Origin of the sequence: Moraxella canis (assembly GCF_034424565.1) — a bacterium.
GTDB classification, from domain to species: domain Bacteria; phylum Pseudomonadota; class Gammaproteobacteria; order Pseudomonadales; family Moraxellaceae; genus Moraxella; species Moraxella canis.
Window position 1 is genome coordinate 1519530 of sequence record NZ_CP139961.1, and the last position, 14734, is coordinate 1534263.

General features: G+C 43.5%; 16 protein-coding genes. 15 read left to right on the forward strand and 1 reads right to left on the reverse strand.

The genetic code is table 11. The annotated features are described in order from the left end of the window. Positions 1-63 precede the first annotated feature (63 nt). The 12 genes from U0021_RS06920 to U0021_RS06975 all read left to right on the forward strand — a co-directional run bounded on the left by U0021_RS06920 (position 64) and on the right by U0021_RS06975 (position 11307). A complete protein-coding gene (locus U0021_RS06920; protein WP_114799848.1) occupies positions 64-954 on the forward strand; it encodes a metal ABC transporter solute-binding protein, Zn/Mn family in 891 nt (296 codons plus the stop codon). Positions 955-1015: 61 nt separating this feature from the next. Next, the gene (locus tag U0021_RS06925) at positions 1016-1414 is read left to right on the forward strand and encodes an ATP synthase subunit I (protein WP_078255364.1); all 399 of its coding nucleotides are present in this window, start codon (positions 1016-1018) and stop codon (positions 1412-1414) included. A gap of 549 nt (positions 1415-1963) precedes the next feature. Continuing rightward, positions 1964-2833, forward strand: coding sequence for a F0F1 ATP synthase subunit A (gene atpB / locus U0021_RS06930; protein ID WP_114799849.1), 870 nt, complete (start codon positions 1964-1966; stop codon positions 2831-2833). A gap of 48 nt (positions 2834-2881) precedes the next feature. Beyond that, positions 2882-3127: a F0F1 ATP synthase subunit C gene (gene atpE / locus U0021_RS06935; RefSeq protein ID WP_003658962.1), complete on the forward strand. Its 246-nt coding sequence runs from the start codon at positions 2882-2884 to the stop codon at positions 3125-3127. An 87-nt stretch (positions 3128-3214) separates the two neighbouring features. Beyond that, positions 3215-3682 carry a F0F1 ATP synthase subunit B gene (locus U0021_RS06940; RefSeq protein WP_049236599.1) on the forward strand — a complete coding sequence of 156 codons (468 nt, stop codon included), beginning with the start codon at positions 3215-3217 and terminating at the stop codon, positions 3680-3682. A gap of 12 nt (positions 3683-3694) precedes the next feature. Further along, positions 3695-4243, forward strand: a complete 549-nt coding sequence (locus U0021_RS06945; protein ID WP_078255362.1) for a F0F1 ATP synthase subunit delta — start codon at positions 3695-3697, stop codon at positions 4241-4243. Positions 4244-4277: 34 nt separating this feature from the next. Further along, complete coding sequence (gene atpA, locus U0021_RS06950; RefSeq protein WP_049236596.1) at positions 4278-5822, forward strand: F0F1 ATP synthase subunit alpha; 1545 nt, start codon at positions 4278-4280, stop codon at positions 5820-5822. Between the two features lie 84 nt (positions 5823-5906). Continuing rightward, positions 5907-6779 (forward strand): F0F1 ATP synthase subunit gamma, encoded by an 873-nt coding sequence (gene atpG, locus U0021_RS06955; protein WP_114799850.1) that lies wholly within the window; start codon positions 5907-5909, stop codon positions 6777-6779. 30 nt (positions 6780-6809) lie between these two features. Continuing rightward, complete coding sequence (gene atpD, locus U0021_RS06960; protein ID WP_114799851.1) at positions 6810-8231, forward strand: F0F1 ATP synthase subunit beta; 1422 nt, start codon at positions 6810-6812, stop codon at positions 8229-8231. 75 nt (positions 8232-8306) lie between these two features. Beyond that, positions 8307-8726, forward strand: a complete 420-nt coding sequence (locus tag U0021_RS06965) for a F0F1 ATP synthase subunit epsilon (RefSeq protein ID WP_078255360.1) — start codon at positions 8307-8309, stop codon at positions 8724-8726. Positions 8727-8833: 107 nt separating this feature from the next. Further along, positions 8834-9526: a response regulator gene (locus U0021_RS06970; RefSeq protein ID WP_407666588.1), complete on the forward strand. Its 693-nt coding sequence runs from the start codon at positions 8834-8836 to the stop codon at positions 9524-9526. Between the two features lie 80 nt (positions 9527-9606). Continuing rightward, complete coding sequence (locus tag U0021_RS06975) at positions 9607-11307, forward strand: ATP-binding protein (RefSeq protein ID WP_205276487.1); 1701 nt, start codon at positions 9607-9609, stop codon at positions 11305-11307. Here the strand turns inward: U0021_RS06975 and U0021_RS06980 are convergent. Next, complete coding sequence (locus U0021_RS06980; RefSeq protein WP_114799853.1) at positions 11294-12712, reverse strand: ATP-binding protein; 1419 nt, start codon at positions 12710-12712, stop codon at positions 11294-11296. The two genes, U0021_RS06975 and U0021_RS06980, sit on opposite strands and share 14 nt — an antisense overlap. A gap of 232 nt (positions 12713-12944) precedes the next feature. Between U0021_RS06980 and rpsP the strand changes: the two genes are divergently transcribed. The 3 genes from rpsP to trmD all read left to right on the forward strand — a co-directional run bounded on the left by rpsP (position 12945) and on the right by trmD (position 14654). Continuing rightward, positions 12945-13193 (forward strand): 30S ribosomal protein S16, encoded by a 249-nt coding sequence (gene rpsP / locus U0021_RS06985; protein ID WP_049236583.1) that lies wholly within the window; start codon positions 12945-12947, stop codon positions 13191-13193. Positions 13194-13289: 96 nt separating this feature from the next. Then, positions 13290-13841, forward strand: a complete 552-nt coding sequence (rimM, locus tag U0021_RS06990) for a ribosome maturation factor RimM (protein WP_114799903.1) — start codon at positions 13290-13292, stop codon at positions 13839-13841. A 60-nt stretch (positions 13842-13901) separates the two neighbouring features. Next, entirely contained in the window at positions 13902-14654 is a 753-nt protein-coding gene (gene trmD, locus U0021_RS06995; protein ID WP_114799904.1) for a tRNA (guanosine(37)-N1)-methyltransferase TrmD, read from the forward strand. Positions 14655-14734 lie beyond the last annotated feature (80 nt).

Here is a 14734-nt window from a genome sequence, read left to right on the forward strand (position 1 = left end):
AATAACATTTTGATATCAGCTGTGCTATAATTGAATCGTTTTTAGAATTTGGGATGCTTATTAATGATGACATTCAAAACACTAACGCTGTTTAAAAACTCTATGCTATATCGATCTTTAAAAGCGGTGATTGCCTTGCCTATTACTGCGATTTTTTCAGTCTCTGCGATGGCTGGCGTGGTCAGTGTCAGCAATTATCCGCTTGCGCTCTTAAGTCATGAAGTGACCCAAGGTCAGCACGATGCCGAAGTGCTGCTGAGCGCTGGAGACGTGGGGCATCATGGCTCGCTGTCACCCAGCAAAGTCAAACTGGTTGAAGACAGTGATTATGTCATCTGGTTTGGGGAATCGCTTGAGCAAAATTTGGTGAAAACACTGGCAGATGCGCCTAATGCAATTTCATTGCTGCAATTTAATGCCTTTCATCGCCTGCCCTTAAGAAATATTGACGGCAGCCAAAAACCAGATTCAGAAGATGCACATATTTGGCTTGATCCAGAAAATGCCAAAGCCATCGTGCGTGCATTGGCTGTGGTGCACGGTCATGCCAACCCAGAATATAAAGCCAAATATGCCCAAAATGCGGCAGATTTTGAACGGCGTATGGATGAGGCAGCTCAAAGCGTACAGGTAAATGGCATGACACCTTATTGGGCGTATCATGATGCGTTTCAGTACATCGAACAGGCGGCAGGGCTGAAATTTGCAGGGGCGCTGACGCCTGACCATCATCTCAATCCAACAGCCAGTCAATTTAAGCGACTGAATGAAACAAGACCGCAGCCGTCCATGTGCCTTGCGTCTCAAGGGGCGGTCTCAGATGGCATTAAAAATAAGCTTGGTAATGTGAGCGTGGCAGTCATCCAAGAAGACATGAGTGGGATGGGCGAGGATTTTGTCAGTGCGTGGCTAGCTCAGGTGGATGCGCTTCAAAAATGTGCTGGCATTAAATAATTCTTGCTTAGCAGAAGGCGGCTCTTTATAATCAAGCCTTTCAACCAACATCTTTAAGATTATGAGCCGTCCTGCCCAACGTAATAAAAAATCTGCCATCTATAAAGCCCAAATGCGCCAAATTTGGGCAGTTTTGGGCGTCATGATCTTTGGCTTGGTGCTAAGCTATGTGATGGCAGATGCCGATAGACTGATCGCCAAAGGTCTGTCGATCGGTGCTTTGATTGCTTTTATTGGGCAGTCAATTTTTACTCGAATCGCTTATCATACCGTAGGTGCTAAGCACTCACGCCAAATCATGCTTAATACTTATTTGGGCTTTGCCATCAAATGGGCGGTCACCTTGGTTTTATTTGCCTTTGTATTTTTAAAGATTCAGCCAATCAGCGCAGCGTCAGTGATTGTGGGGTATATCATCTTGATTCTCAGCCAAAATTTGGCACTCATAAAGATGAAATGATTCTCCATCAAATCCCTACTTGCATCATTTGTATCAGAATTATCAATCAATCATCCTAGATGAGTCATGGCGCCCAAGATGGCAATTGAGTAATTTATCTGTAGCTTTTGTGAAACATTAGATTATTTTAATATAGTAGTAATATTAGCTATCATTGATAAAACTCTTGAAAATAGTTTGATAACAAATTATTTATGCTTAAGAAAATCATAAAATTATGCAATTTTCCCATAAATTTGCAAAATTTCGGCAATAAAATGGCGATTTGCTCTTTACATATTGCCAACACTAAAGTAAGATACTCTGTTAGTTACAAGTGCAATTTATTGTTATGGATTTCATAAGCAGTTATGAAATTCATTGATTTTTTAAATCAATGCAAAAGTATGGATTTTGTCGGAAGTAATGGACAAGGGAAGTACGGTTGATGAACTATTGATCAACCAAGCTGCTAACAATGGATTGAAAAGAGTTAAATGGTAACTTCGTTTTTTGATTTGGCGTTTATCACCAATTTTTCTTTTTTGAGTTAAAAATAAGAAGCTTATTATGGCAGCCGAACAGACATCTACAGAATATATTGCTCACCATTTGACCAACTGGACATTTGGACGCCACCCTGAATTAGGCTGGAAAGTGGCTTATGACGCCGCTGAAGCTCAGCAGATGGGATTTATGGCGATCCACGTGGATTCCATGCTTTGGTCTATTGGTTTGGGTATTTTCTTTTTGGCGCTTTTTTGGGCGGTTGGTCGTAAAGCGACTTCAGGCGTTCCAACTAAGCTACAAGCTTTTATTGAGATGATTGTTGATTTCGTAGACAACAGTGTTCGCGAATCTTACAATGGTCCATCAAAGCTGATAGCACCGCTGTCATTGACGATTTTTGTGTGGATTTTTTTGATGAACTTGATGGACTTGGTGCCTATTGACTGGATTCCAACCACAGCTCAATGGATCGGTTCATTAATGGGTCATGATCCACAACATGTATATTTCAAAATTGTACCAACCACAGATCCGAATATCACTTTGGGTATGGCGATTGGCGTATTTTTCCTAATCATTGGCTTTGGTTTGAAATATAAAGGCGTTGGTGGCTTTATTGCAGAATTTACCTTGCATCCGTTTAGTGCAAAAAATCCAATTTTGCAAGCTATCTTAATCCCGATTAACCTAGTACTTGAAATTGTTACCTTATTAGCAAAACCTATTTCATTGGGTCTGCGTCTATTCGGTAATATGTACGCAGGTGAGCTAATTTTCATCTTGATTGCACTGATGCCATTCTGGATTCAGTGGGCGCTGAGTGTGCCTTGGGCAATCTTCCATATTCTAGTTATTACTCTTCAGGCGTTCGTGTTTATGATGTTGACGATTGTATACTTATCGTTAATCTCAGCAGAATCCGAACATTAATTTGAACCTTTTTTAATAACCCTTGATTTTAGGTCATAAGGAGACATCATGGATCCAGTAATCGCACAGTACACACTACTTGCAGTCGCTCTACTAATCGGTGCAGGCGCACTAGCAACAGGTATCGGTTTTGCTATCCTAGGCGGTAAATTCCTAGAAAGCACTGCTCGTCAACCAGAGCTTGGTTCACAACTACAGACCAAAATGTTCATCGTTGCAGGTCTGCTTGACGCCGTACCAATGATCGGTGTTGGTATCGCAATGCTTCTATTGTTCGCCAACCCATTCGCATAAGCTGAAACCGTCAGTTTAACGACCACCTTTGGGTCTTAGAAACAAAGGTGGGCATCACCTGACTTTCACTAACAACGAGGTGATTGGATGATCAATTTAACCATTTTCGGTCAGCTGATTGCTTTTGCAATCTTTGTGCTATTTTGCATGAAGTTTGTATGGCCACCACTGATCGGCGCGATTAATGAGCGTCAACGTAAAATCGAAGAAGGCTTAAATGCCGCAGAAAAAGCAAAAGCGGATTTGGTTTCTGCTGAAAAGCAAGTAGAAGCGGAATTTGCAGCTGCTAAGACCGAAGCTGCATCTATCATTGAGCGTGCGAATAAAACCGCCAACCAAATGATTGAAGATGCCAAAGAACAAGCCCGTCTTGAAGGCGAGCGCATCATCGCCGCAGCTCATGCAGCTGTAGAGCAAGAAGCTGCCCAGACTCGTGAACAACTTCGCTCACAAGTGGCCAGTCTTGCTGTACTCGGTGCTGAAAAGATTTTGCAAGACAAAATCAATGAACAAGAACACGCCAGCATGCTTGAACAGTTGGCGGCTAAGCTGTAATTAGAGGATATCATGGCTGAACTTACTACCTTAGCTAGACCATATGCCAAAGCAGCATTTGATTACGCTAAAGAGCATAATGCAATCAGCAATTGGGAAGCCTTTTTGTCGATTGCAAGCGATGTTGTACGCAATGAAGATTTTGCTTCACTGCTTAACAATCCAGCCATTTCTGCACAACAAAAAGCAGATATTCTGATGGATGCCTATGGCAAATTAACAGCAGAGCAAGCATCTCAAGCGTTGGCCAACTTTACAAAACAGTTGGCAGAGCATGACAGATTGGCACTGATGCCTGAGATCAATGCTCATTACACCAAGCTAAAATCACAAGAGCTTAAACAGGTTGATGCTTACGTAACTTCAGCCTTTCCACTAACCGAAGCTCAAAGTAAGCAGCTTCAAGAGCGATTAGCGCTCTCAACAGGTTCTATCGTTATTTTGCATGAATCTGTAGACCCAAGCTTGTTGGGTGGAGCTACGATCAAGGTGGGTGACAAGTTTACTGATGGCTCAGTGCGTGGCAAGTTAAAACAATTAAAGACTCAGCTAACTGCGTAAGTAGTGAGCTGTCTAAATCAAAGGAAACAAGGCAATGCAACAATTGAATCCAGCCGAAATCAGCAATCTGATTAAGCAGCGTATTCAAGACCTTGACGTAAGCGCAACTGCAAAAACTGAAGGCGTTATCGTCAGTGTCTCTGATGGTATTGTGCAAATCCATGGCCTAGAAGAAGCTATGTATGGCGAGATGATCGAGTTTGAAGGTGGTGTGTACGGTATGGCACTAAACCTTGAACAAGATTCAGTCGGTGCAGTTGTACTGGGTGAATATCTTAGCTTGCAAGAAGGTCAAAAAGCATATTGCACAGGTCGTATTTTGGAAGTACCAGTAGGTCCTGAACTATTAGGCCGTGTCGTTGATGCGTTAGGTAACCCAATCGATGGTAAAGGTCCAATTAATGCAAAATTGACTGATAAAGTCGAAAAGATTGCACCAGGTGTTATCGCTCGTCAATCTGTTGATGAGCCTGTAATGACTGGCTATAAAGCAGTAGATACCATGATTCCTATCGGTCGTGGCCAGCGTGAGCTGATCATTGGCGACCGTCAAACTGGTAAAACTGCCTTAGCAATCGATGCGATCATCGCTCAGAAAAACTCAGGCATTAAGTGTGTCTATGTTGCGGTTGGCCAAAAACGTTCTACCATTGCTAACGTAGTACGTAAGCTGGAAGAAACAGGCGCATTGGCTTATACAACCGTTGTGGTTGCTTCTGCATCTGAGCCTGCAGCGCTTCAGTATATCGCACCATACTCAGGTTGTACGATGGGTGAGTACTTCCGTGATCGTGGTGAAGATGCACTGATTGTTTATGATGATCTATCAAAACAAGCTGTAGCTTATCGTCAGATTTCCTTGCTACTACGCCGTCCACCTGGACGTGAAGCTTATCCAGGCGACGTATTTTATCTACACTCACGCCTTCTAGAGCGTGCGTCACGAGTTAATGCGGATTATGTTGAAGCATTTACCAATGGTGAAGTGAAAGGTAAAACTGGATCTTTGACAGCATTGCCAATCATTGAAACTCAAGCTGGTGACGTATCAGCATTCGTACCAACCAACGTTATTTCTATTACCGATGGTCAGATTTTCCTTGAGTCAAACTTGTTTAACTCAGGTATTCGCCCAGCGGTCAACGCAGGTATTTCGGTATCTCGTGTTGGTGGTGCAGCTCAAACAAAGATTATCAAAAAGCTATCAGGCGGTATTCGTACAGCACTTGCTCAATATCGTGAACTTGCTGCGTTTGCTCAGTTTGCCTCAGATCTAGATGATGCTACTAAGCAGCAGCTAGAGCATGGTGTACGTGTTACTGAGTTGATGAAGCAAAAGCAATATGCACCTATGTCTATTGCTGATCAAGCAGCAGTTATTTATGCATCAAACGAAGGCTATCTGTCTGATGTGCCTGTAGAGAAGATTGGTGCGTTTGAAGAAGCTTTCTTGCGCTATCTTCGCACAGAACACGCTGCATTGATGAATGAAATTGATGAAACTGCTAACTATAACGATGACATCGAAGGTCGTCTAAAAGCTGCGGTTGAGTCATTCAAGGCATCAGCAAGCTACTAATTGTAGCAAAGAAATATGGTGTGTTAAGCGTTTGTTTTAACGCACCATAACCCTTTTTATAATAAGTCCAGTATTGGAATAATTATGGCAAGCTTAAAAGAAATTCGTGCTAAAGTAACCAGCATTAAAAGTACGCAAAAAATTACGCGTGCAATGCAAATGGTGGCTGCCAGTAAGATGCGCCGTGCCCAAGAGCGAATGGAATCGGGTCGTCCGTATTCGGACGGTATGCGCCGTGTCATTTCACATTTAGTGCAAGCGCAATCAGATTATAAGCATCCCTATATGATTAACCGTCCGGTCAATCGTGTTGGTTTTGTGGTTGTAACTTCTGACCGTGGTCTGGCAGGTGGTTTGAACATCAACCTATTCAAAAACTTGTTAAAAACAGTCAAAAGCTATCAAGAGCAGTCAGTTGAAATTGAATTTGCAGTGATAGGCGCAAAAGGCGTAGGCTTTTTTAAGAACTTTGGTGGTAGAGTAACCTCAGCTGTAACTGATTATGGTGACAATCCCTCACTTGAGCAAATCAACACGCCAGTTCAAGCCATGCTTGATGACTACTTGAATGGAAAATTAGATCGCATTTACTTGGTGTATAACCAGTTTATCAACGCCATGGCGCAAAAACCAGTAGTTGATCAAATTGTCCCATTGGCAGAGGGCGAGTTTAATGACAGTGAGCTTCAGGCGCACAGTTGGGATTATATTTATGAGCCGGATACTAAAACGCTCATTGATAGCTTGCTCCTACGCTATATTGAATCTGTGGTCTACCAGTCCGTTCGTGAAAACGTTGCCTCTGAACAGTCGGCTCGTATGGTAGCAATGAAGGCGGCGACAGATAATGCTGGTAACTTAATTAAAGAATTACAGTTGGTTTATAACAAGCTGCGTCAAGCGGCGATTACACGAGAAATCTCGGAAATCGTTGGCGGTGCTGCCGCTGTTTCTTAATTGACTAATTTTAGATAATAGGAGAACGCAATGAGCGGTCGTATTGTACAGATTATTGGCGCGGTTATTGACGTTGAATTTGACCGTGGTCAAGTGCCACAAATTTATGACGCATTGAGTGTCGATGGTACAGAAACTACACTTGAAGTGCAGCAACAATTGGGTGATGGCGTGGTTCGTACCATTGCTATGGGTTCAACTGAAGGCTTGAAGCGCAGCTTGTCGGTTTCTAACTCAGGTGCGCCAATTTCGGTGCCAGTAGGTCAAGCTACGCTTGGTCGTATTATGGATGTTTTGGGTCGCCCAATCGATGAAGCTGGTCCAGTAAACGCTGCTGAAAAATGGTCTATCCACCGTGAAGCACCAAGCTATGATGAACAATCAAACTCAACCGAACTGTTAGAAACAGGTATCAAGGTGATTGACTTGCTTTGCCCATTTGCCAAAGGTGGTAAAGTTGGTTTGTTCGGCGGTGCAGGTGTTGGTAAGACCGTTAACATGATGGAGCTAATCAACAACATCGCTCTTAAACACTCAGGCTTGTCAGTATTTGCTGGTGTGGGTGAGCGTACTCGTGAAGGTAATGACTTCTACCACGAGATGCAAGAAGCGGGCGTTGTTAATACTGATGACTTTACAAAGTCTAAAGTAGCCATGGTTTATGGTCAGATGAATGAGCCACCAGGAAACCGCTTGCGCGTTGCTTTGACTGGTCTGACAATGGCTGAATATTTCCGTGATGAAAAAGACGAAGCAACTGGTAAAGGTCGTGACGTTCTACTTTTCGTAGATAATATTTATCGTTATACCTTGGCAGGTACCGAAGTATCAGCACTATTGGGTCGTATGCCGTCAGCTGTAGGTTATCAGCCAACCCTTGCAGAAGAAATGGGTTTGCTACAAGAGCGTATTACATCTACCCAATCAGGTTCGATTACTTCTGTTCAAGCTGTTTATGTACCAGCGGATGACTTGACTGACCCATCACCAGCAACGACATTTGCTCACTTAGACGCAACTGTTGTACTTAGCCGTGACATCGCATCACAAGGTATCTATCCTGCCGTAGACCCACTTGATTCTACTTCACGTCAGCTAGATCCACAGGTCATTGGCGAAGAGCACTATACAGTCGCTCGTGGCGTACAGGAAGTTCTACAGCGTTATAAAGAGCTAAAAGATATCATCGCAATTTTGGGTATGGATGAGTTGTCAGAAGAAGATAAGCTTGTGGTTTATCGCGCTCGTAAGATCCAGCGCTTCTTGTCTCAGCCATTCCACGTTGCTGAAGTCTTTACTGGCGCGCCAGGTAAGTATGTGGCACTTCGTGATACTATTGCTGGCTTTAAAGCGATCATTGAAGGTGAGTACGATGATCTGCCAGAGCAAGCATTCTATATGGTCGGCGGTATTGATGAAGTTGTTGCAAAAGCTGAAAAGCTTAAAGCATAAACTGTTGCAGCCACAGTCAGATAGGGATCTGGCTGTGGCATGATCTAACGACTGCTGATCTATTGGGAGAATGATATGGCAACTTTTAAGTGCCGAGTTGTGAGTGCTAGAGAAGAGTTATATGTTGGTGACATTAGCATGTTGATTGCAAATGGTCACTCTGGCGAGATTGGCATTTTGGCAGGCCATACACCATTCATTACTTTGCTAAAACCAGGTCCTATGCGTATGAAATCTGCCGACGGATCAAGCGAAGAAGTGGTTTATGTGTCGGGTGGCGTGCTTGAAGTGCAGCCTCATTTAGTTACAGTGTTGGCTGACTCTGCAGAACGCGCACATGATTTAGATGAAGCTAAAATCGCTGAGGCTCGTCGTGCTGCTGAGCAGATGCTTGTTAATCAAACAGATACCCTGCAAACAAATGCTGCATTGGCTGCATTGGCAGAATCGGTAGCTCAGCTACAAACCATTCAAAAATATAAAAATCGTGCTTAATGCGCGATTTATATGATTAAATTGTGATAAAATAAAATCAGTTTAGGTTATTGTGGTGGTGACATCACTTTAGGATAATTATGACTGCTACCCCTGAAAAAGAAGATATGCCCCGAATCTTAATCGTCGAAGACGATGAAAGATTGGCGATGCTTACGCAAGATTATTTGCGAAAAAACGGGCTTGATGTAGCCATTGAGACTGATGGCACTCGTGCTATTCGTCGCATTATCAGTGAACAGCCTGATTTGGTTGTGTTGGATGTCATGCTGCCTGGAAGTGATGGTTTGACAGTCTGCCGTGAAGTGCGTGCGCATTATCAGCAGCCTATCTTGATGCTGACTGCACGAACCGATGACATGGATCAAGTATTAGGACTAGAGATGGGTGCGGATGATTATGTCGCAAAACCAGCTCAGCCACGTGTGCTATTAGCGCGCATTCGCGCTTTATTGCGCCGTTCTGATACTGCGCCATCTGAGACCTCTCCACAGCGCTTAGAATTTGGCGATTTGGTCATTGATAACGGCGGTCGTTCTGTGACTTTGAATGACGATTTGGTTGACTTTACCAGTGCTGAATATGATCTATTATGGTTGTTGGCGTCTAACGCGGGTCGAATTTTATCGCGTGAAGATATCTTTGAGCGTCTGCGTGGCATTGAATACGATGGCCAAGATCGCTCAATTGATGTTAGAATTTCTCGTATTCGTCCGAAAATTGGCGATGATCCTGAAAATCCTAAGCGGATTAAAACTGTTCGTAGCAAGGGCTATTTGTTTGTCAAAGAAGGCAATTAATTCATGGCATTTTGTTTCGACGGAGTGATTCGTGTGAAGCCAGCTGTTGCTGGCTTTCATTTTATCAGGCGCTGTTTGATATGACTTTGGTTAGTTTTGCAGAAAGAAGTATCTTTTTTAGAATTTATGCAGGGCTTTTGCTTGTCTGCCTATCTATCGCTTTTTTTGCGTATCTATTGGTAGATACCATCAACCAAGAGCGAGCCCAATCCTACCGAGAAACAGTAGCAACGGGCGTGTTTTATCTGATTGGTCAAGGCGCCATCCATCAGGAAACTGAAGCTCAAAAAAATTATTGGCTAAATGACATCAGTGCTTTGTTTGGGAGTAATTTTGAAATCATTCCCATGAATTCCGTTGAATTTAAAGCCAGAGAAATGCGCCGCATCGAAGAGGCAAAAACTGTCGTACGGTATGATCCTCATACCAATCAATCGACATTTTACCATCATCTTGAGGGTACTGATGAAGTTTTGACGGTCAAATTGGCTCAGGTGGGTGAGCGCCAAGTGCGCGCAATGACGATTTTTTTGTTAGATGATCTGTCTCATTTTCATGGCTATGAGCAAAAAAAAGCTCGCCTTGAATATCTGAGCGAAAAATTCAGCTACCCGATATATCAGCAGTCCATCAATAATTTACGTCTTGATCATGATCAAATTGCCAGACTAAAACGGGATGAGTTGGTCATTTCTTACCAAGATGGGATTCGAGGTCAAGATTCGACCATCTCATTCATTGTTGCTTCAGAAGTTGAAGATGAGGTGATCGTGGTCGGTCCTGTGACTTTATTTAATTGGTTTCCGCTGAATCTTTTGGCAAGCGTCGCGCTGATCTGCGTTCTACTGATTGCGCTTGGTGTCTATGCGCTGATTTTCCCTTTAGAAAGACGACTTCAGCTGCTACAGCTTGGCGTAAATCGGGTAACCCAAGGCAATCTTGATACCAAAGTTCAAGTGGTGGGGCAGGATGACATTGCTAGGCTTTCAATGACATTTAATGCCATGACTGCGCATATTAAGCGTTTGATTGAGGCACAAAGGGAATTGACTCGTGCCGTTTCGCATGAATTACGCACACCAGTTGCGCGCATCCGCTTTGCTGTCGATATGCTTGCTGATACAGACGACGAAGACTCTCGGCAGCTTCAAAAGAAGTTTATTGATGAAGATATCGAGTCATTGAATGAACTGATTGATGAGATTTTGACCTATGCAAAGCTTGAAGAAGGTTCCCCAAAGCTTGATTGGGAAATGGTGAATTTGCGTGATCTGATTGGGCAGATTGAGCGTGAAACCAATGCCTTGGGTAAGCCTATCAAGCTTGTTTGTAAATTACCACCTGCTAAAGCGGTTGCCATGGCTGATCGTAGATATCTGCATCGCGTGGTTCAGAATTTGGTGGGTAACGCGCTTCGCTACGCGCAATCAACTGTCATGCTAAGCGCTGGCGTTATCAAGGGTGAAGCGTTTATCAGCGTTGAAGATGATGGGCATGGCATCGCAGAAGAAAATCGTGAAAAAGTCTTTATCCCATTTGCCAGATTGGACGATAGCAGAACTCGGGCATCGGGCGGATATGGCTTGGGCTTGTCCATCGTTAGCCGAATTGCTTTTTGGTTCAATGCAAATCTATCGGTAGACGAAAGCCCAACTTTACATGGCGCAAGATTTATCATGACATGGCCTGTTAAACAAGTGGGCGTCGTGGTCGCAGCCGATGAGCTAACCCAAGACAGAGTAGAAAAAACCATTCATCAAAAAGGCGCTACGCTGGATTGATTGGCGTAGCGTCAATATCCTCGCTTGATGCATCATTAATTTGAGTCATCAAAGGGATTTTGACACAAACTTGCAATCCGCCATTGGGGTGATTGATGGCCTCAACCACGCCTTGATGAAGATGGGCAATACGGCTGACAATCGCCAAGCCCAGACCGCTACCTTGTGTGGTGCGAGCAGACTCACCGCGCTCAAAAGGCTGCATGATCCGCTCAAGCTGATCTTCAGCCACACCCTCGCCTTCATCTTTGACGCATAAAATCAGTGTCGGATAGCGATCAAAGATGCTCTCGTTTTGAGGGTCTTGAGGTGGCGGTGTGATAGTCGCCATCAGATGTATCGGCGGCTCCCCATAGCGAATGGCGTTATTGACCAAATTGACAATGAGGCGCTTGATTGACAGGGGTCTGACAGGAACCGATTGAGTCACTGTAGATTCATATAAAAATCTTACGCCATCAAACTGCACCATGATTTCTTTGAATATGGCATCTAAATTGGTTGGCTTGACGGGCTCATCTGAGCCATCTTTCATGAAAGATATGAATTGTTCTAAAATGGCGTCCATATCTTCAATATCATAAACCAGTCCTTCACGAAAAAACTCATCTGGCAGCATCTCAGCAGTCAATCGCATGCGAGTTAAAGGCGTGCGCAGATCATGACTGATCCCTGCAAGCATAATTGTACGTTCTTTTTGAGCTTGATTGAGTGTGGTAAACAGCCGATTAAATGCCGTATTGGCTTTGCGAATTTCGTTGGGTCCTTTTTGGGTAGGTAGGGTGGTCGCGTGCCCATGGGTGATATAGTCATTAGCCGCTCGCTCAAGTTTTTTGAGCGGACGATTGAGCCCCCGTACCAATACCCAAATGGTAAAAATGGTCAGCAAAGGAATGCCAAACAAAAATCCAAAAATAACGCCGGTACTGTATTGAGAGTAGTGCATCATCGGCTCTCGAATCCAGATATCGGGATGGGCGCTATCATGAATCCAAAGCTTGGGCGTGGGTTTGAACTTAAAATAAACCTTAACTTCTCGACCAAGCGACCTTGATATTTCTTCTGCCATAATATCAGTCAGGCGAGTCACGACGGGTTTATCATTGATATCAGGAAAATCACTTGGGGTATCAATAATCTCAATGTGCGTATTGCTTTTTAGCCAGTGCATAAACTCAGGGTTATTTTGCCAATCATCTTCAATGGAAGTTAATAATTTGATCTCTGTTGATAAATAACTGGCATGGTTTTTTAGCTCAGGCAAATATAGGCTGCGCCAAAACAACCATATGGATAGCGTCACACTGACAAACACAATAAAACACACCATAATCAAGGTTTGTAAGGTGTTAGAATACAGCTTATAATGCAATTTGGATAAAAAAAGTCGAAAAGTTTTATTCATGGTGAGCAGCCTGTGATTTTCCCAAAGTTATTTTAGCACAGCTTGAGCTGAGCTTTTTGAGCAAATTTTTGTAAAAATTCATTTTTTGCTTTTAACTTGAGTAATTTCTTGCTATAATTACGCTTTTAGTGGTTCAGGTTCGAACGGCTCATCCTCATCTTTATCGAATCTGTATCATGCTCTAATTCTTGCAAATGATTTTTAGATTTTTATTTTACAAAAGAGAGTTATCATGGTAGTTATTCGTCTAGCTCGTGGCGGTTCAAAAAAGCGTCCATTCTATCAAGTTGTTGTTGCTGACAAGCGCGCTTCACGCGATGGTCGTTTTATCGAAAAGATTGGTTTTTTCAACCCAATGGCACGTGGTCAAGAAGTTGAAACTCGCATTGATCTAGAAGCTTACAATGCGTGGATTGCTAAAGGCGCACAGCCAACTGAGCGTGTTGCTTCAATTGTTAAAGCATTGAACAAAGCAGCTTAATCGCGCTTTGATTTTACGGTTTGCGTTCATGGGAGCGTAAACCGTTTTGTGTTATTTATTATCACGATTTTACAGTAAGCGATCACCACCTTGACTATAAAAGCAAACTCTTCTAAAACCGTTGCCCCTGAGGCTTCAGAACTGGTTAAGATTGCCACCTTAAAAAAGCCTTATGGTATCAAAGGTTGGCTTTGGGTTTTTAGTGAGACGGATCAAAGAGACAGCATCTTTGAGATGCAGCCTTGGTGGATGAAAACTGCCACAGGCTTTAAGCCGATCACCGTGAAAGATTGGCGTGTGCAAGGTCAGGGGTTGGTGGCTTGTTTTCATGAGATTGCTGATCGTAATGTCGCTGAAACCATGAATGGTACAACCATTTGGGTTTCTAAAGACAGCTTTCCTAAGCTTGAGGAAGATGAGTATTACTGGTCGGATTTGATCGGGCTTACCGTCATTAATGAACAAGGTGAAAATCTTGGCATCATCAAAGAGATGTTTGAGACGGGTGCGCACGAAATTATCTCGCTAAAGCCAACCCCTCAAAGCATTGATGATGAGGCACGCTTGATTCCTTGGCATAGTGATGTGGTGCTCTTGGTTGATCTACCTAATAAAACCATGCTTGTCGCTTGGGGATCTGATTATTAATTATTTGTCGTTTTAATCCTTTTTGGGGATTGAAACTGATCAGCATTTGGGGTGGCTGCTGTGTTTTTTGCGGTGATCAGTATTCTGCCAGAGATGTTTAGCGCCATCAAAGACTTTGGCGTGGTAGGTCGCGCGGTCAAAAATGAACAAGTGGTTATCCATGTGATCAACCCAAGGGACTTTACCACCGATAATTACCGTCGGATTGATGAACGCCCATTTGGCGGTGGTCCTGGTATGGTCATGATGGCAGAGCCACTTGAAAAAGCGATCATGCATGCTCAAGATTTGGCTAAGCAAGCAGGCTGCGACATTCAAAATGGTCAATGCCCTGTGGTATATCTCTCACCGCAAGGAGAGACTTTGAGCGAGCCTTTGGTGGCTAACATGCCAAGCTTGGATGGCATGATATTGTTATGCGGTCGGTATGAAGGGATTGATGAGCGGCTCATTGCGCGCTATGTGGACAAAGAAATCTCCATTGGCGACTATGTGCTAACGGGCGGTGAGCTGCCTGCCATGGTCTTGATGGACAGCGTGATTCGTAGACTACCTAAGGTCATGGGTGATGATCTGTCGGCTGAGCAAGACTCTTTTGTGGATGGGCTTTTAGATTGCCCTCATTATACTAAGCCACTTGAGTTTCATGGTGAGGCGGTGCCGCCTGTCTTACTTTCTGGGCATCATGCCAATATTGCCAAATGGCGTTTTTTAGAACAAGTTAAGCGTACCAAGGCACGTCGCCCAGAGCTTTGGGAAGATTTTCAACCCAGTAAACAGCAAGCCAAGTGGCTCAAAGACTTGGAAGATTAATTAAATCTGTATGGTTCAGAGACAGCGCGCGTGATGCCGCTTTATTAACGATGGTATGCGACTTTTTAACCATTGCATTA